18 protein-coding genes are annotated in these 18,544 nt (G+C 37.0%); 6 read left to right on the forward strand and 12 right to left on the reverse strand.

What is annotated here, in order from left to right; all coding sequences use genetic code 11:
• Nucleotides 1-45: 45 nt before the first annotated feature.
• Nucleotides 46-927: a PPK2 family polyphosphate kinase gene (locus OLM56_RS16680; RefSeq protein ID WP_264527776.1), complete on the reverse strand. Its 882-nt coding sequence runs from the start codon at nt 925-927 to the stop codon at nt 46-48.
• Nucleotides 928-1,056: 129 nt separating this feature from the next.
• On the opposite strand from OLM56_RS16680, the gene OLM56_RS16685 reads away from it, so the two are divergent.
• From OLM56_RS16685 to OLM56_RS16700, 4 genes are all read left to right on the forward strand, one after another.
• Nucleotides 1,057-1,902, forward strand: a complete 846-nt coding sequence (locus OLM56_RS16685; RefSeq protein WP_264527777.1) for a DUF6929 family protein — start codon at nt 1,057-1,059, stop codon at nt 1,900-1,902.
• A 158-nt stretch (nt 1,903-2,060) separates the two neighbouring features.
• Complete coding sequence (locus OLM56_RS16690) at nt 2,061-2,561, forward strand: RNA polymerase sigma factor (protein ID WP_182493501.1); 501 nt, start codon at nt 2,061-2,063, stop codon at nt 2,559-2,561.
• 2 nt (nt 2,562-2,563) lie between these two features.
• A complete protein-coding gene (locus OLM56_RS16695) occupies nt 2,564-5,323 on the forward strand; it encodes a YfbK domain-containing protein (RefSeq protein ID WP_319800572.1) in 2,760 nt (919 codons plus the stop codon).
• The gene (locus OLM56_RS16700; protein WP_264527778.1) at nt 5,320-5,649 is read left to right on the forward strand and encodes a hypothetical protein; all 330 of its coding nucleotides are present in this window, start codon (nt 5,320-5,322) and stop codon (nt 5,647-5,649) included. Before OLM56_RS16695 ends, OLM56_RS16700 begins: the two co-directional genes overlap by 4 nt.
• Nucleotides 5,650-5,726: 77 nt before the next feature.
• Here OLM56_RS16700 and OLM56_RS16705 read toward each other — a convergent pair whose 3' ends face one another.
• Both OLM56_RS16705 and OLM56_RS16710 read right to left on the reverse strand, forming a co-directional pair.
• Nucleotides 5,727-6,809, reverse strand: coding sequence for a PAS domain-containing sensor histidine kinase (locus tag OLM56_RS16705; protein WP_264527779.1), 1,083 nt, complete (start codon nt 6,807-6,809; stop codon nt 5,727-5,729).
• Nucleotides 6,810-6,860: 51 nt separating this feature from the next.
• Nucleotides 6,861-8,495: an ABC-F family ATP-binding cassette domain-containing protein gene (locus OLM56_RS16710; RefSeq protein ID WP_121374905.1), complete on the reverse strand. Its 1,635-nt coding sequence runs from the start codon at nt 8,493-8,495 to the stop codon at nt 6,861-6,863.
• A gap of 163 nt (nt 8,496-8,658) precedes the next feature.
• Here OLM56_RS16710 and OLM56_RS16715 point away from each other — a divergent pair, with 163 nt between their 5' ends.
• On the forward strand, nt 8,659-9,771 hold the full coding sequence (locus OLM56_RS16715) for an AI-2E family transporter (protein WP_264527780.1): 1,113 nt from the start codon (nt 8,659-8,661) through the stop codon (nt 9,769-9,771).
• Here OLM56_RS16715 and OLM56_RS16720 read toward each other — a convergent pair whose 3' ends face one another.
• From OLM56_RS16720 to OLM56_RS16755, 8 genes are all read right to left on the reverse strand, one after another.
• Complete coding sequence (locus OLM56_RS16720) at nt 9,772-10,296, reverse strand: GNAT family N-acetyltransferase (RefSeq protein ID WP_264527781.1); 525 nt, start codon at nt 10,294-10,296, stop codon at nt 9,772-9,774.
• A 12-nt stretch (nt 10,297-10,308) separates the two neighbouring features.
• Complete coding sequence (locus OLM56_RS16725) at nt 10,309-10,524, reverse strand: DUF2007 domain-containing protein (RefSeq protein ID WP_121374908.1); 216 nt, start codon at nt 10,522-10,524, stop codon at nt 10,309-10,311.
• A 23-nt stretch (nt 10,525-10,547) separates the two neighbouring features.
• Nucleotides 10,548-11,186 carry a DEAD/DEAH box helicase gene (locus OLM56_RS16730; RefSeq protein ID WP_121374909.1) on the reverse strand — a complete coding sequence of 213 codons (639 nt, stop codon included), beginning with the start codon at nt 11,184-11,186 and terminating at the stop codon, nt 10,548-10,550.
• Between the two features lie 20 nt (nt 11,187-11,206).
• Nucleotides 11,207-12,370, reverse strand: a complete 1,164-nt coding sequence (locus tag OLM56_RS16735; RefSeq protein ID WP_121374910.1) for a sigma-54-dependent transcriptional regulator — start codon at nt 12,368-12,370, stop codon at nt 11,207-11,209.
• Nucleotides 12,371-12,390: 20 nt separating this feature from the next.
• The gene (locus OLM56_RS16740; protein WP_121374911.1) at nt 12,391-13,695 is read right to left on the reverse strand and encodes an ABC transporter permease; all 1,305 of its coding nucleotides are present in this window, start codon (nt 13,693-13,695) and stop codon (nt 12,391-12,393) included.
• Between the two features lie 61 nt (nt 13,696-13,756).
• Nucleotides 13,757-14,680, reverse strand: a complete 924-nt coding sequence (locus OLM56_RS16745) for an ABC transporter ATP-binding protein (protein ID WP_264527782.1) — start codon at nt 14,678-14,680, stop codon at nt 13,757-13,759.
• A 193-nt stretch (nt 14,681-14,873) separates the two neighbouring features.
• On the reverse strand, nt 14,874-15,992 hold the full coding sequence (gene dnaJ / locus OLM56_RS16750; protein ID WP_121374913.1) for a molecular chaperone DnaJ: 1,119 nt from the start codon (nt 15,990-15,992) through the stop codon (nt 14,874-14,876).
• 66 nt (nt 15,993-16,058) lie between these two features.
• Nucleotides 16,059-16,637 carry a nucleotide exchange factor GrpE gene (locus OLM56_RS16755; protein ID WP_264527783.1) on the reverse strand — a complete coding sequence of 193 codons (579 nt, stop codon included), beginning with the start codon at nt 16,635-16,637 and terminating at the stop codon, nt 16,059-16,061.
• A 177-nt stretch (nt 16,638-16,814) separates the two neighbouring features.
• Here OLM56_RS16755 and OLM56_RS16760 point away from each other — a divergent pair, with 177 nt between their 5' ends.
• Nucleotides 16,815-17,489: a YceI family protein gene (locus tag OLM56_RS16760; protein ID WP_264527784.1), complete on the forward strand. Its 675-nt coding sequence runs from the start codon at nt 16,815-16,817 to the stop codon at nt 17,487-17,489.
• Nucleotides 17,490-17,551: 62 nt separating this feature from the next.
• Here OLM56_RS16760 and OLM56_RS16765 read toward each other — a convergent pair whose 3' ends face one another.
• The gene (locus tag OLM56_RS16765) at nt 17,552-18,457 is read right to left on the reverse strand and encodes a TIGR01777 family oxidoreductase (RefSeq protein WP_264527785.1); all 906 of its coding nucleotides are present in this window, start codon (nt 18,455-18,457) and stop codon (nt 17,552-17,554) included.
• Nucleotides 18,458-18,544: the final 87 nt, after the last annotated feature.

Raw genomic sequence — 18,544 nt, forward strand, 5'->3', positions numbered from 1 at the left:
ACTGAAAATATAAAAGAAAATGCCTTGAATTATCAAGGCATTTTTTTATTTCTCATTACTCAGTTCCTTCTTATAAAATGATATATTTTCCTGTACTTTATCCTCCAACTCAGGAAATTTTATGTCTTTATATTGCGAAAGCACATCCAAAATTGCCTTTGCCAAAAGAAAACGGCAGGCATTTTTGTCATCGGCTGGAATTACATACCATGGCGCTTTTTCTTTAGACGTCGCGTTAATCGCTTCTTCATAATGGTGTTGGTACTCTTTCCAAAAGCTTCTTTCTTTTAGATCGCCAGGCGAGAATTTCCAGTTGTGTTTTTCTTTTTCAAGGCGTCTCAAAAGTCGCTGCCTTTGCTCTTCTTTACTTAGATGTAGAAAAAACTTCAAGACTATCACACCGTTTTCGACTATATGCTTTTCGAAATTAACAATCTGTTCCATGCGTTTCTTCCAGAAATCTTTGGGAATGTCCTTTACGTCCTCGATTCCTGGCAAGCTTTCGTTCAAGATATATTCTGGGTGTACTCTTGTGACTAATACATTTTCATAATGTGTCCTGTTGAAAACTGAAAATTTTCCTTTTTCGGGTAGTGCTAGATAATGCCTCCACAGATAATCATGCTCCAGTTCGGTTGAATTTGGCGTTTTAAAACTATGAACTACAACTCCCCTAGCATTAAACTCTTTGAAAACCTCACGTATAAGGCTGTCTTTCCCCGAAGTATCCATACCTTGCAGGCAAATCAGCACGCCATAGCGGTTATGAGCATACATCTTATCTTGCAGATCGCTCAAAGCTTCACGGGTTTCATTTAGGGCTTCTTTTAATTCCTGTTTGGTAGCCTTCAAATCAACTAATGTCGGCAAATCTGAAAGCTTTTTAGGGCTCGTAATTTTAAAATCATCCGTATTTATCGTTTTCATAAGAATATTATTTTACATAAATGTATATATTTATCTCAGAAATTACGTTCTAAAAATTATATTTATTTTTTTCAGGAAAACGAATCCCTTTAGCCCGAATTATTCCATCAGGAACCTAAAACAGAAACTATGCAAAAATTTCAGCTCGAATTATTATTTCAGATTATCGGCATTGGCTCTGCCTCAGGATTGGTTTTTAAAGACAATTCTCTTTTTATAATTTCCGACAATAGTAGCGTCCTTTATGAATACAATATCGAAAGCAAAAATCTGGAATCGCATACGATTCTAGAAACAGCATCGGGGGCGCCAACAGAAAACATTCCAAAAGCGAAAAAGCCCGACTTTGAAGCTATTGCCAATTTCGGCGAAGACTGTTATATTTTTGGTTCCGGTTCTACCGAAAACCGAAATAAGATGGTTCATTTTGACACAAACCAAAAACAAAAAATAAAGGAAACGGATGTCACCGACCTTTATTTAGTGATGCAAAATTTCGGGAATACGAAACCTGAAGATTTCAATATCGAAGGCGCTGTTTATAATGGTGAAAATTGGTTTCTTTTTAACCGCGGCAACGGCAAGTCGGGCAAAAACGGAATTTTCACTATCGGTGGAAATAACTTGATTGATGATTTCTCTGTTTTGTATAACTCTTACAAACTTCCTAAAATAAAAGGAATCCAAAGTTCTTTTACAGACGCTGTGCGAGTGGATGGAAAGATTTATTTTCTGGCCACTGTTGAAGATACTAAATCTACTTATGACGACGGTGCCGTTCTCGGAACCTTCATCGGAAGGCTGGATATCGAAAAGATGAAAATCGATTTTACCGAAAAGATTACAACTACGCATAAATTTGAAGGACTTACGGTTTACAAAGAAAACGACAAGACCATTGAATTTCTTCTTTGCGAAGACAAAGACAACGACGACTTAAAGTCAGACATTTACAAGCTTACGCTTGATAAATAGTTTATGATTTTGGATTTTAGATTTAGGATTTCTGTTTGGGCATAAATCTAAAATCATAAATTTTCACATCGCTTTCCAACCTTTTTATCCTTTTCTCTCTCTATATAGGAAAGACATTCATTGTGATAGACAAAAAACTAATTACAGCCTGCAGAAAGATGCAACGAGACGCACAGCGTCAGGTGTATGAGCTTTTGGCTCCAAAACTGTATCGAACTTGCAAGCGATACCTAAAGAAAGAGGAAGAAATAGAAGAAGCGCTGGCCGATGCTTTCTATACTATTTTTACGAAAATCGAACAATTGAAAGAAGTCCGAGCTTTTGAAGCCTGGGCCAGAAAGATTGCGGTCAATCAATGCTTACTGTCACTCAAGAAAAACGTCAACTTCAACATGTATCTTGATGACGTGAAAATCATTTCACAGCCGATTACAAATCACGTGACCGATCTAGAGGAAGAAGATCTTCTGAACCTGCTGAATTTTATTCCCGAAGGATGCCGAACCATTTTCAACCTTTTTGCTATTGAAGGCTATTCTCATAAAGAGATTGCCAAGATGCTTGATATTTCAGAAGGAACATCTAAATCACAGCTGAATGTCTCAAAGACCAAACTGAAAGAATTGGTTAATAATTTGTATTATCAAAAAGCAAAGTAGCGATGGAAAATCAAGATAAAATATTCGAACAATTCAAAGATGCCTCGAAAAAGGCAGAAGCGAAAGACTTCCCAGCTATGGAAAAAGTCTGGGCTCGCGTAGAAGAAAAACTAGATAAAAAAGAAGACAAAAAAACAATCGCAATCTGGAAGAAAATCGGAATTGCGGCTTCGCTCCTTTTGTTCTTTTCTTTAGGCTACCAATTTCTGAAAACAGACGACAGCATAGAGACTCCTAAAAACCCGGTGGTAATTGAGGCAAATACGCCGATAATTTCTGAGTCTGAAAAAGAAGCTGTCGTTCAAAAAACGGGAACTGCTAAAGAACCCGAAGAATCTAAAAGTAAAAAAGCTACAATCATAAAAAGTAAGCCAGTAACGGTACAGGTAGAAAGTTCCGTTGCCGTTGCCGATAAAACGAAAGATGATTATGCTAAAGAAGAAGTAGAATTAATTCAAATTGAGCCTAAAAATTTGGCACTCAAAGATGCAAAAATCATTGCTGCAGAGGTAAAAACAAATCCAATCACCAAAGAAAGGACAGTTACCGGGACAGTTGTTGACAATCAAAATTTGCCTTTGCCTGGCGCGGTTGTGGCCGTAAAAGGAACATCTCGCGCAACTCAAACAGATTTCGACGGAAAATATACTATTGCTGTAGAAACTGGAGAAAAATTGGAATTTAGTTATATTGGCATGAAATCTTCAGTTGCTTCAGTTGAAAATAATGCAAGACTGGATATCGCTTTACAAGATGACTCTAATACCCTTGAGGAAGTAGTGGTGACAGCGTACCAAACTAAGAAGAAGCAATCAGCCATGGCTTCTGTAGCAATAATTGATAAGGAATCCATCCAATCCAAACGCAAATCTAAAAAAGAAAAGACATCAAATTCTATAGGCTATCTAGGTCAAGACATTAGAGCAAAGAAACAGAATTATAGAGATGGAGATATTAATAGCAATCCTGTTATTCAATCTTTGCAAGGAAAAGTTTCTGGACTAAATATTACTGAAGCAAAAAAAGAATACAGTGGTGAGCAATCAATTGTTTTGAGAGGAATTGGCTCTATAAACGGACAACCAGAACCTCTGTATGTTGTAGACGGTATGCCTCTTGATGAAAAAGGCTTTAAAAGTGTCGACCAAAATGAAATCGAAGAAATCAATGTTTTAAAAGATGCTACAGCAACTTCAATATATGGAAATAGAGGCTCAAACGGCGTGATTGTAGTTAAAACTAAAAAAGGGACAACTAAAAACCTTTCCAAAAGAGAAATTAGAAAAAAACTCAGAGAACTGAAAAGAAAGAAAAATACCGAAACTTACAGAATGGATGTCCAGCCGAAAGCTGAAACTTCCCAAGAAGACTACGATCCTTTTATCGAAAATCCTTTTGAAAGCCCAAAGAATGAACCGCTTTCTACTTTTTCGATTGATGTTGATAATGCTTCATATACAAATGTCCGCCGATTTATAAACAACGGCCAAACGGTTCCAAAAGATGCTGTTCGAGTAGAAGAAATGATCAATTTCTTTAAATACAACTATCCACAGCCGAAAGGAGATCATCCGTTTTCTATCAACACAGAATACAGCGATGCACCATGGAATCCAAAACACAAGCTAGTAAAAATTGGATTGCAGGGAAAAATAATTCCGACAGAAAAATTGCCTGCTTCTAATCTTGTCTTTTTGATTGATGTTTCTGGCTCGATGAGCGATGCCAATAAATTGCCCTTACTGAAACAATCCATGAAAATTTTAGTCAATGAGCTGAGAAAAGAAGATAAGGTTTCCATTGTCGTATATGCCGGAGCTGCAGGAATGGTCTTGCCGCCAACCTCTGGAGACAATAAAAAAACAATTATTGATGCTTTGGAAAAGCTAGATTCTGGAGGCAGCACGGCCGGTGGAGCTGGAATTGAATTGGCGTATAAGACAGCGCAAGAAAACTTTATCAAAAACGGAAACAATCGTGTGATTTTGGCAACTGACGGTGATTTTAACGTAGGAAGCTCATCGAATACCGACATGGAAACGTTGATAGAAGAAAAAAGAAAATCGGGCGTTTTCTTGACTTGCCTCGGCTATGGCATGGGCAATTATAAAGACAGCAAAATGCAAATTCTTGCCGATAAAGGAAATGGAAATTATGCCTATATCGATAATATCCAGGAAGCAAATCGCTTTTTAGGCAAGGAATTTAAAGGTTCTATGTTTGCGATTGCCAAAGACGTGAAAATCCAAATCGAATTCAATCCAAAGCATGTCCAGTCATATCGATTGATCGGCTATGAAAACAGAAAATTGCGTCCGGAAGATTTTACAAATGATGCTATTGATGCTGGCGAATTAGGAAGTGGCCATACGGTTACGGCTTTGTATGAAATTATTCCGACAGGGGTTGAAAGTGAGTTTCTCAACAAAACACCTGATTTGAAATACACGAAAGTGCAAGAAAACGGAACGGTTTATAATGAAGAATTGGCAACCATAAAATTCCGATATAAAAAACCTGACGGCGACAAAAGCATTGAGATGGTGAATGTTATCGAGAACAAAACAATCCCATTAAACAACACATCCGATGATTTCAAATTTTCTGCTGCTGTAGCATGGTTCGGATTAAAACTGAGAGATTCAAAACTAATTCCAAACAAATCGTCTGAAGACATCAAAAAACTCGCAAAAGACGGATTGACTAATGACGAGGATGGTTATAAAGCTGAATTTGTTCGATTGGTAGAAAGCGTAAGATGAAAAAGTATATTTTCTTTATGTTCTTGATCTCTTCTCTTTCTTTTGGTCAAACGGAAGATAGAATTGGATGCACTAAACATTTAGCAATTTCAGCCAAAATGAATTTTGAAGACGATTTAAAAAACAATCATGTTACGATTTATCTCCGAGGCGGAATTGTTTCTGTAATCAAGGATGCAGATTTGCTATTTCAAAAGAAATATGGAGTCAATTATCATGATTCTGGCTGTGTGCGATGGGAGATTTTGATTATTACAAAATGTATAATCATCTGGTGTTTGCTTATCTGTCTAAAAAATTTGGCGAAGATTGGAAGAAGGAACTAAACACAAATGCTTTTGGCATATAATAACTCAAGAATTACAAAACAAAAAACCGATAGTTTTTAAGCTATCGGTTTTGTTTATTTAAATGTCAGGCGTATTTCTGTCCCTTTCGATTCTTCACTGGCTATGGCTAGGCTACAATTTATTTTTTCGGCCAAGTTCACGACCAATTGCAATCCTACGCCTGTTCCCTGCTCGTTGTTTGTTCCTCTTCTTGACGAATTAGTGTTTCGTAGGATATCTTCAATCATTTCTTGTGACATTCCAATTCCATTATCTTTGATACTTAATTCATTTCCAAAAGATTCAATAACAATCACTCCATTTTGAGGTGTAAATTTGATCGCATTCGAAATCAAGTTCCTGATAATTATGGTCACGATTTCAATATCCGAATTTATTTTGAAATTTTTAATCGCCACCTTGACACTGATGTTTTTACTTTCGCAAGGAGTTTTATAGATTTCAAGAATATTGGCTATAAGTACTCGAAAATCAATTTCAACGAGATTTAGCTTGATGGTATTAAAGTTCAGTTTTGCCCAATTGAGCGTATTGTCTAATAATTCTAATACTTGTTTTGACTGCTCATTGATCATTTTAATTAAGGAAGCAAACTCGTCCGGCGAAATTTCTGTATTGGCCGCCATTGACGATATCGACATTAGATTGGCAACAGGGCTTCGCAAATCATGTCCTAAAATCGACAGCATTCTGTCATTGTTCTTATTGATATTTTTCAGTTCTTCCTGAAAACGAATCTCTTTATCGAGATCAATAAAAGCGACAATATGAATTTTATTGATGACACAAGCTTTTACTTCGTACCATCGGATCGTACCGTTTTTACAAGTAACATGCGACTTGCTTTTAACGAAAACCTTGCCTTCTTGCTGGGATAAAGTTTCTTCATCATCCCAAGTAGTAATTACATTATTTCTATAGTCGTAATCGGGATAAGCCTTGCCGTACCAAGCTTCTATGGTTGGGATTTCATCAAGAGTGTAGCCAATTTCTTCGAGAAACTTTTCGTTTAGGTATGTATTAAGATGTTGCCCATCGATAACTTCTGCAATAATAAACGGATACGGCAGAAAGTCTGCAACGCCTTGCAATTCTATTCTCGAATTTCTTAAACTGCTAATTTCTTCAGGAATCATATAGTTCTGATTTTGAAGGCAATTTAATCATTAAATACGTCAAATCAGAAATTATTTCTCAATCTCACGAAGACTTTCCATCTTTTTATGAGCAAGGAAACCAGCTATATCTTCGAAGTGTTCTTTGACTCTTTTATTACCAAACTCAAAAACTTTTGTTGCCAAGCCATCTAAGAAATCACGGTCGTGGGAAACCAAAATCAAGGTTCCGTCAAAATCACGAAGTGCATCTTTGATGATGTCTTTTGTTTTCATGTCTAAGTGGTTGGAAGGCTCATCCAGAATCAGCAAGTTTACAGGCTCAAGCAACAATTTGATCATTGCCAAACGTGTTTTCTCACCACCCGAAAGTACTTTTACTTTTTTTGTAGTATCATCTCCGTGAAACATAAATGCTCCCAAGATGTTTTTAATTTGCGTCCTGACTTCTCCAACTGCAATGTTATCAATAGTTTCAAAAATCGTAGCATTTTCATCTAATAAAGAGGCTTGATTTTGAGCAAAATAACCAATTTGTGCATTGTGACCTATTTCTACAGAACCACTATCGATTCCAATTTCTTTCATAATAGCCTTGATCATCGTAGATTTTCCTTCTCCATTCTTTCCAACGAAAGCTACTTTCTGTCCTCTTTCAATTACGATATTGGCATCTTTAAAAACTACGTGGTCGCCATACGATTTAGATAAATCTTTTACAATTACAGGATAATTTCCAGAACGAGCTGCGGGTGGAAATTTCAGTTTTAATGCAGATGTATCCACCTCATCAACCTGTACAATAACCAACTTCTCAAGCATTTTTACACGTGATTGTACGGCATCTGTTTTAGAAAAAGTCCCTCTAAAACGATCAATAAAAGCTTGGTTGTCAGCAATCATTTTTTGCTGTTCGTCATAGGCTTTTTGCTGGTGCACTCTTCGGTCTTTTCTCAATTCCAGATAGTGCGAATATTTGGCCTTATAATCATAAATCCTGCCCATCGTTACTTCAATCGTACGGTTGGTGATGTTATCGACAAAAGCTCTATCGTGGGAAATAACGACAACGGCTTTCGCAGAATTAATCAAGAAATCTTCAAGCCATTGGATCGATTCGATGTCCATGTGATTGGTTGGCTCATCCAGAAGAATCAAGTCTGGTTTCTGCAAAAGGATTTTGGCCAATTCAATACGCATTCTCCATCCTCCAGAAAACTCAGACGTTTGGCGCGTGAAATCTTCTCTTACAAAACCTAGTCCCATCAAAATTTTCTCGACTTCCGCTTCGTAATTTACTTCTTCAATCGCATAATACTTCTCACTCAAATCAGAAACTCTTTCAATCAATTTCATATAATCGTCTGATTCATAATCTGTACGAACGGTCAATTGTTCGTTCAGTTCATCAATCTCAGCCTTCATCTTAAAAATTTCGCTGAATGCTTTTGAAGCTTCTTCCATTACCGTAGCTCCATCTTTCGTCAATAAATGCTGAGGCAGATAGGCGATTACGGCTTCTTTTGGTGCAGAGATATTTCCTCCAGAAGGCTTGCTTTGCCCAGCAATTATCTTTAGGAGCGTTGATTTTCCGGCTCCATTCTTACCCATAAGGGCAATCTTGTCATTTTCATTTATCGCAAAAGAAACTTCGCTGAAAAGCGTTGTGCCTCCAAACTGGACTGAAATATCGTTTACTGTAATCATCTAGATTATTCGATTAATTGGATTGTGATTCTTCGACTGCTCGAATTTTTGAAGGTGCAAATATAGCGTAATTAAGGGATTAGGCAATCTGAAAAAATCTATATTAAACGCGATGGTGGAAAATAAAATTATTGGCTTATATTTATAGTAAAGATTTTCAATAATGGTTAAAACTACGCCTTTTTATACCCGGCTTGCCCACGTGCTGATTTCCATCATCTGCTTGTTTTATCTCGCAATTATCGGAGAAACCTTGCTGGCACCGCTTATTTTTGCTTTCTTATTTTCGTTACTTCTGCTTCCGTTTGCGAATTTTTTAGAAAGACGCTGGAAATTTCCTCGTTCTTTGTCTTCAGCAACGGTACTTATGACATTAGTGCTTGGAATTACGGCTATTACCTACCTCCTTTTAAACCAGTTGAGCGACCTTACGAACGACTTGCCTGCATTTAAGGAACAGCTTTTGGCTACGTCTACAATTATTCAAGACTGGATTTCGGATACTTTTCATATTGACAATCATGAGCAGATAAGCTATATCAATTCGGCTACTAGCGAAGCTTTAAGCCAAGGGACATCTTTATTGGGACAGACGTTATTATCTGTTTCTTCTGTGATGCTTTTTTTGGTTTTTATCTTTTTATATACCTTTTTTATATTGCTGCATCGCCGCCTGTTGCTTTCTTTTTTAGTATCGCTATTTAGGGAAGAACATTCTGCCGTTGTGTACGATGTTGTTTTTAATATTCAATATATTGTCAAAAAATATATTGCAGGACTTTTTCTCCAGATGCTAATCGTATCGGTCTTGGCTTGCACTGCATTTGAAATTATCGGAATAAAATATGCTTTTCTTTTGGGGCTGATTACGGGAATTTTTAATGTGATTCCTTATATCGGAATTCTGACTTCATTAATACTTACCGTTTTGCTGACTTTTTCGACCATGAATTCTACAGCTGTACTATTGGTCATTTTTACTGTTTTCGTAATCCATTTAATCGACAGTAATTATATCATGCCGAAAATTGTCGGTTCGAAAGTAAAGATCAATACTTTGACAGCGCTTTTAGGATTGGTCTTGGGAGAATTGGTTTGGGGTATCAAAGGAATGTTCTTGTCCATTCCGATTATTGCAATCTTTAAGGTAGTTTTTGACCGTGTCGATGGATTAAAACCGTGGGGTTATGTTTTAGGAGAAGATGAAGAAATTTCAAAAACTGTTATCCCCGAAATTGAGAAAGCAGAAATTGAACAAAAAGAAAAATCCGAATAATTAATTATTCGGATTTTTTATTTCATACCAAGCTTCTTGAGTTCCTTCATCATCGAATGCATTCACAAAATGCATTCCTACTTTTTCCAGAACTCTTCTTGACGCAAGATTATCAAAATCGGCATAGGCATTGATTTTTTCGAGTTTCATGTCGTTAAAACCAAAATCGACAAAAGCTTTTGCCGTTTCATAAGCATAGCCTTTTCCCCAATGCTTTTGGATAAATCGATAGCCTAAATCATAGAACGTTTCGTATCCGTTGACATTTTTTTCTAATTTCAATCCGGACCAGCCGATGAATTCGTTGGTTTCTTTTAAGATTACTGCCCAACGACCAATTCCATTTTCAAGATATTGCTGTCGGATATTAGCAATGGCCTCTCGGACTTGTTCAATAGAAGTAACCGGTTTATTGCCTAGATAAATATGTACTTGCGGATTAGAGTCGAGCTCAAACATCCCGACATCATCGGTTGGCAGGAGTTCTCGCAATAGCAATCTTTCGGTTTCTATAGAAGTTCTCATACGCAAAATCTTTTAAAGGCTCATCTTAAAATCGGTAATGACCGGATCGGCTTTCCCGTATTTCGATTCGTCGATAAAAAGCTCGACAGCAATACTTCCATTCGATCCAAGAATAATATTGGACTGGTTGTTATTCTTCATAAGCGTCTCGATGCCTGCTTCTTCTAGTTTCGCTTTCAAAGCTGTTGCTAAGATCTCACTTCCCGAAAATACTTTCATTAGTCCCATTTTATTATTTTTTTAGTTTTTAATTATTCTGTTTCTTCTTCCTCTTCGCTATCGTCCATCTCAAAAAACAGCGGTTCAATCATAATTCTGTCAGCAAAATTGTCTATTCTTTCCGTAATGTTTTCAGAAAAGAAAATCCTTTGCGTCTTGCCCATCGCTTCCGAAATTCGCGCCAGCTTGGTATCAAAACGCAGCCTCAATAATTCGTCTGTATTTTCGATAATAAACATTTTCAGTCGGTTCACATCATATCCAGCCGAAGCAAACATATCGCTCAATCGGTTTGGAGTTCCAATCAGCACATCAATTCCAAGGGAAATATGGTTTTTATCGAAATCAATATCGCCTTTATCATGAACTCCGTACACTCTGAGATTCGTATAATTTCCTAGCTTTTCGAAAAGCTGTTTCATTTCAATCATTTTCTCCTTGCTTTCGACAACAATCAATGCTCGAGGAGATTCTTCAAATTCTTTTTCAAGCCTTTGGATTACGTTCATCACCAAAGTAGTCGTTTTGCCTGATTTGGCAGGAGCAATGATGACGCAGTCCGCGCCACTTTTTATGGTCGAAAACGTTTCGCGTTGCAATTCATTGGCTTCTGTAAGTCCGTTTTCGGCTAAAGCTCTTTGAAGATTTTCGTTTATTTTTTTTAGTTTCATTTTAAATGCTGTAAGCTTTATTATTTGCTGGCGAAAAGCTTCACGTCTGTTTCAGAAATTTCATTTCCGCCTAAGATAATCAAGCGTTCAATTACGTTTCTTAATTCGCGTATGTTTCCGGTCCAATCATATTCTTTCAAAAGGGCAATGGCTTCTTTAGAAAATTGTTTTGGCACATTTCCGTGCTCCGATGCTATTTTTTCGGTAAAATGGTTGATCAATAACGGAATATCATCGCGCCTGTCATTTAATGCCGGTACTTTAATTAAAATAACCGCAAGCCTATGATACAAATCTTCTCTAAAACGGCCTTCTTCGATTTCCTTTTTTAAATCTTTGTTTGTAGCGGCTACCACTCGAACATCGACTTTTATGTCTTTGTCGGCACCTACTCTTGTGATTATATTTTCCTGCAAGGCACGCAATACTTTGGCTTGGGCTGAAAGACTCATGTCGCCAATTTCATCTAGAAAAATAGTTCCTTTGTCGGCAGCTTCAAATTTTCCAGCTCTGTCTTTTACGGCAGAAGTAAACGCGCCTTTCACATGTCCGAACAGTTCGCTCTCAATCAATTCTGATGGAATCGCAGCACAATTTACTTCAATTAAAGATGCGCCCGAACGTTCGCTTCTTTCATGAAGTTGGTGTGCGACTAATTCTTTTCCAGTTCCGTTAGGTCCGGTGATTAAAACTCGTGCATCTGTCTGCGCTACTTTTTCGATAATCTGCTTGATATGGTTGATGGCTTCGCTTTCGCCAATCATTTCATAGTTTTTGCTGACTTTTTTCTTGAGTATCTTATTTTCAACAACAAGCTGTTTTTTATCTAAAGCATTTCGAACGGTATTCAGAAGCCTATTCAAATCGGGCGGTTTGGATATATAATCGAAAGCACCAAGTCGCATGGTATTAATAGCTGTTTCTAAATCGCCATGGCCCGAAATCATGACCATTGGAATTTCCGGCTTGATTTTTTTAACAGCTTCCAGTACTTCGACACCGTCCATTTTTGGCATTTTGATATCGCAAAGCACCAAGTCGTAATCGTCGTTCTTGATCTTCTCAAGACCTTGCTGCCCATCTTCGGCTTCTTCTACTGTATACGAATCATTTTCTTCAGAAAGAATCTTTGTTAGGACTCTTCTGATTGCTGCTTCATCTTCTATGATTAATATTTTAGGCATATTTTATCTTTTTTGCGCTATTAGTATTTAAGCCATTTGTAAAGTTCTTTCCATGTCGGTTTTTTGCCATACATTAAGATTCCGATTCTGTATATTTTTGAAGCGAACCATACTACCAAAAAGAAAGTTCCAAACAATAAAACTAGCGAAAGTACAATCTGCCACCACGGCACTCCAAAAGGAATACGCATCAGCATCACGATTGGCGATGTTAGCGGAATCATTGAAAAAACAGTGGCTACCGTTCCGTGTGGGTCATTCAAGACGCTGAAGAAACCTACATAAACGCCAAGCATCAGCGGCAGAATAATCGGCAATAGAAATTGTTGCGAATCGGTTTCGTTATCAACAGCAGCACCAATTGCTGCATAAATCGAGCTGTATAAAAAGTAGCCTCCAATAAAATACACTATGAATGAAACCAATAAAGTCGCTATCGGAAGGTTTTTAAATTCATTGACATAAAGCTGGATATTTGCTGCAACTCCATGGTTTGCTGTTGCCATCATTTCAGATGAAACCCCTGAAGATGGACCAACATTAATTCCTAAAAAGGCAGAACCGATGAATAATAAAATACCTCCCAACAATGCCCAAATAACAAATTGAAGCACACCTGCTAAAGAAGTTCCTATGATTTTCCCCATCATCAACTGAAAAGGTTTTACGGAGGAAATAATGATTTCGATAATTCGGTTTGTTTTTTCTTCGATGACGCTTCTCATGACCATATTTCCGTAGATAATGATGAACATCATGATAAGGTATCCGAAAGCTGCTCCAATAAAAATCTTGATTTCGTTCAGGCCTTTTACGGTTTCTTCCCCGGAAGCTTTGGCCAAATTAATATCAACTTTTGCTTCTGCATTCTTAATAGCAAGCGTGTCAAGGTTGGCTTTTTCAAAATTTGATTTTGTAAGTTTTTGTCCAATTATAGTTTCCAAATCGTCTATATACGAAAGACTCGGGCTATCGTTTGAAATATACTGGATTTTTTTGGCCAGTTCTTTATTATCTTCAATTTTAGGGATATAAAGTATGGCTTCGTATTTTTCTGAAATAATGCTGTCTTTCAACACCTTCAAATCTACATCAGACTTATTGAGGTAATGATATTCATCGGAATTCTTAAATTCTTTGACAAAAAGATTCGATTCGTCGTGAACTGCAATTTCCTTTACGTCTGATTTCATCGTGCTGAGATAGCCCACAAAAGCGGCCAATCCAACCATCAGCAACGGACTCAAGAAAGTCATGACTATAAATGATTTGTTGCGGACTTTTGCAACGAATTCTCTTTTTATGATTAATTTTAGTATGCTCATTTAGATTTTCAATTTATGATTTATGATTCTGGATTTTCCCTCCAGAACAGATAATCTATACTTATTTGTCGCTTACTGTTTTGATAAAAATATCATTAACACTTGGAATTTTTTCTACAAAATGGGTCACTTGTCCCATTTGAGTTAAAATATTCAAAAGCTCATTTGGAGAAGAATCGCCAATCTGCACTTCCAGTTTCAGGTCATCATTAAGCGTCTTGAAATTAGTCTGACCAACAGTAAACTTCTGTGTCAGCTGATACATAAGCCCTTCGACATTAGATGTCATGATTCCGACTTCAAAGCTATTGGTTCTGTATTCTTTTTTGACGTCGTTGAGTTTTCCTTCTATCAGTTTATTCGATTTGTGAATCAAAGCAATATCGTCGCAAAGTTCTTCAACGCTTTCCATTCTATGGGTAGAAAAGATGATTGTAGCACCTTGTTTTTTTAATTCTAGAATCTCGTCTTTTATCAAATTTGCATTTACAGGATCAAAACCGCTGAAAGGCTCATCAAAAATCAAAAGCTTTGGCTTGTGCAGTACAGTAACTACGAACTGTATCTTTTGGGCCATTCCTTTTGAAAGCTCCTGAATTTTTTTATTCCACCAGCCTTGGATTTCCAACCTATCGAACCAATAATCCAATTGTTTTTTTGCTTCCGCTTTTGAAAGCCCTTTCAACTGGGCAAGATAAAGTGCCTGCTCACCAACTTTCATGGTTTTATACAAGCCTCTTTCTTCGGGCATGTAGCCGATGTGCTGTACATGTTCCGGCTGCAGCTTTTCTCCATCAAGAAGAACAGTACCGCTATCGGGCATGGTTATTTGATTGATAATTCTGATTAGCGAGGTTTTGCCTGCGCCATTTGGACCGAGAAGTCCGTAGATGCTTCCTTTTGGAACTTGTAGCGAAACATTATTCAAAGCAGTATAATCGCCATATTGTTTGACTACATTTTTAACTTCAAGTATGTTGTTCATTATGCTTTTTGATTTATTTCATCAGCTGGGCTATCGTAGCCACGAGTCTGTAAAAGTAAGGAATTGAGAGGTGAAATTTGTCAGAATTTCAAAAAAAACCCACCCCTATTTGCACAAGGATGGGAAAAATTGCTATGAAAAAGAAAATTACTAGTTGCCTAGTAATCTTCAAATATATAAAAAATTTAAATTACTACGAAAACATATCCTTAACTTTTTCAAAAAAAGATTTTTCACTCTTTTCAGGGTTTGGGATAAAGTTCTCTTCCGTAATTGATTTTTCAAAAAATTGCTTTTGTTCTTTGTTTAGATTTTTCGGTGTCCAAACATTGACATGTACCAGCAAATCGCCATTTCCGTAGCCATTGATGCTTGGTATTCCTTTGCCTTTTAAGCGGAGAATTTTTCCAGATTGGATTCCTTCTTCTAGCTTGATTCTTACTTTTCCGTTTACTGCTTCGATATCTTTTGAGATTCCTAGAACCGCTTCTGGAAAGCTTATATAAAGATCTAAATGAAGATTTTCGCCTTCACGTTTTAAAAATTCATGCTCGATTTCTTCAATCGCAACAATCAAATCTCCGGGGATACTGTTATTTCCTGGCGCATCGTTTCCTTTGTTTGAAACTTTTAGCTGCATTCCGTCCACTACACCTGCAGGAATTTTGATAGAAACAGTTTCATCAACCATTACCATTCCATGAGCATCTGCATCTTTTGGCTTGCTTTCAAGTACTTGCCCAGAACCGCCGCAAGTATGACAAGTGGTTGCTGACTGCATTCTTCCCAAAATGGTATTGGTTATTTTCATTACCTGGCCTTGACCATTACAAGTAGGACAGGTTTTATAATGAACGCCTTGGGCTTGGACTTTTCTTTTGACTTTTACTTTTTTCTCAACACCATTGGCAATCTCTTCTAAAGTTAGTTTGACTTTGATTCTAAGATTACTTCCTTTTACTCTACGTGGACCGGAATTTCCGCCACCGAATCCGCCAAATCCGCCACCAAAAGCACCTCCGAAGATATCACCGAATTGGCTGAAAATATCATCCATATTCATGCTTCCGCCCCCAAAACCTCCAGCTCCGTCAAAAGCTTGATGACCGTATTGATCATACTTTGCTTTCTTTTGAGGGTCGCTCAAAATCTCATAAGCTTCAGCAGCCTTCTTAAAGTTCTCTTCAGCTTCCTTATTACCCGGATTTTTGTCAGGATGAAATTCTATCGCTTTCTTTCGGTATGCTTTTTTAATCGCAGCTGCGTCAGCAGATTTTGAAATTCCTAATATTTCGTAAAAATCTTGTTTCATTTTTTCATTTTTAACATTGAAATGTTGCAAAGGCATCATTCATGCCACTACATTCTCATCGAATAATTACTGTCCGATTACCACTTTTGGGAAACGGATAATTTTGTCGCCCAATTTATATCCTTTTTCTAAAACATCAACAATCTTGCCTTTTAGCTTGTCAGAAGGCGCTGGAATTTGCGTAATAGCTTCGGCAAAATCGGCATCAAAAGCATCACCTGCTTTAGCGTCAACTTCTTCAAGTCCTTTTGACGCAAGAGTATTTTTTAGTTTTTCATGGATTAATTCCACGCCTTTTAAAAGACTTTGGTCTTCTGATTTTGAAATTTCAATCTTAGCTCTGTCGAAATCATCCAAAACTGGCAATAATGCCAAAAGAACTTCTTGGTTTGCTGTCTTGAACAGATCTATTCGTTCTTTTGCCGTTCTTCTTTTATAATTTTCGAATTCTGCGAAAAGACGAATAAATTTGTCTTTTTCGGCTGCCAAATCTTGGGCCAGTTGCTCTTCAACGCTTAACTCTTCTACGATTATTTGTTCTGCATTTGCATTTGCCTCTAAAGTTGCGTCATCGATTTCCTGCTCTTTGTCTTGGTTTTCAGCATTCATAGTATTTTTACTTTTAAATATATTTTTAAATTTCATTTTCTGCTTTTCGAGAGATTGCAAAAGTACTGCCAATTGTTTCAAAATGTCAAATTGTCACGCTTTTTTTCAAGTAATTTTCAATGTTAACAATCACAAACATTTTGATTTTAATATAATTTTAAGAGATTTTTAGCTTTGATTTGATATGTTTGCTAAGCTAAAAATTTAAGTCTTATGAAGAATCGTATTGCATCTCTACTAGTTTTGTCAGCCTTAACACTGACAGTTTCATGTAAAAATGACAAAGCTGCTGAAGCTGAAACAACAGAAGCCGGAACTGTAAAAGAAGTTTCTGGCGAAGCAGCAACTTATACTATCGATAAAGAAAATTCTAAAATTGAATGGACTGGATCTAAGCCTACCGGAAAGCATACTGGAACTATCAATCTTGCTGAGGGAACTGTTTCTGTTAAAGACAATGCTTTGGATACAGGAAAATTTACGATTGACATGAATACGATTACCGTGACCGATCTTAAAGCTGGCGACGGTAAAGAAGATTTGGAAGGGCACTTAAAAGGTACTGGCGGTACAGAAGCGGATTTTGACCACTTTTTCAACGTGAAAAAATACCCTCAAGCCAATTTTGAAATTACGAAAGCAGTTACTGAAAACGGGAAAACGTCTGTAGAAGGAAACTTGACCATGAAAGGCATCACAAAAAATGTAAAATTCCCTGCAACTGTAACGGTTAACGGCAATACGGTAACAGTAGTTAGCGATCCGTTTACTATAAACAGAACGCTTTGGAACGTCAACTACGGATCAAAATCTGTATTTGACAACCTGGGAGACAAATTTATTAATGACGATATTGAACTGAAGGTTAGCGTTACAGCTAAAAAATAATTGTTAATTCACCTCCAAAAAGAGCTCCATTTGTAGAAATGGAGCTCTTTTTATTTTAACGATCACCTAAAAAGGTCATCTAGTGCTTTATCTAAAGTCCTGAATTTAAAAACAAATCCGTTATCCTGTGCTTTCTGGGAACTAATATTCTGGCTAGCGACCAACAATATATGCATTTCTCCTAACATGAGCTTCAGCAAGAATTCAGGCACATTAGGCATAAAAAAAGGCTTTTCTATAGTCTTTGCTATTTTCTTTATCAGCTCATGATTATCGACAGGATTGGGAGCTGTGGCATTATAGACACCTTCCCATTGATGTTGTATCGCGAAATAATATAGATGCACCAAATCATGTAAATGTATCCAAGACTGCCACTGTTTTCCTGAGCCAAAAGCAGAACCAACGCCTAGTTTTATTGGTTTGAGCAGTTCTTTAAGCATACCGCCTTTTTTTGAGAGGACAAGCCCTGTTCGGATTTTACAGACTTTAATATTCAGCCTTTTGAAATTATCAACGGCTTCTTCCCATTTTACAACGACTTGTCCTAAAAAGGAATTGTCAACTAATTTATTTTCTTCGGTATAGACGTCCGAAAGACTGTCCGGATAAATTCCTATAGCCGATGCAGACACAATCTGCTTGACTTGATTCGGCCGTGACTTCACTATTCTGTAAAGCAGGTTGGTAGACAAGGTTCTGCTTTCTATAATTTCTTGTTTGTTTTTTGATGTCCAGCGCATTGAAATTGATGCGCCAGCAAGATGAATAATCGCGTCAACTCCTAGAATGCAATTTTCATCAATAATTCCCTGTTGCGGATTCCAGTAAAAGCCTTGATAATTGGGTTCGCTTTTAAGTTCTTTTTTTGAAGTCGTAAGATAATGTATTGAAACACCGTTTTGCAATAACAGGGAAACCAATTCTGTTCCTACCAGACCCGTCGCTCCTGTAATCAAAATTTTCATAGCATATAAATTTTCTATGTTTCAAATTTACGAGCGGATCAGTGTAATAAAATGTTAATTAAGTAAGGTTTAACGGCATAGTTTTGA

This window comes from Flavobacterium sp. N2550 (assembly GCF_025947265.1).
GTDB lineage: Bacteria > Bacteroidota > Bacteroidia > Flavobacteriales > Flavobacteriaceae > Flavobacterium > Flavobacterium endophyticum.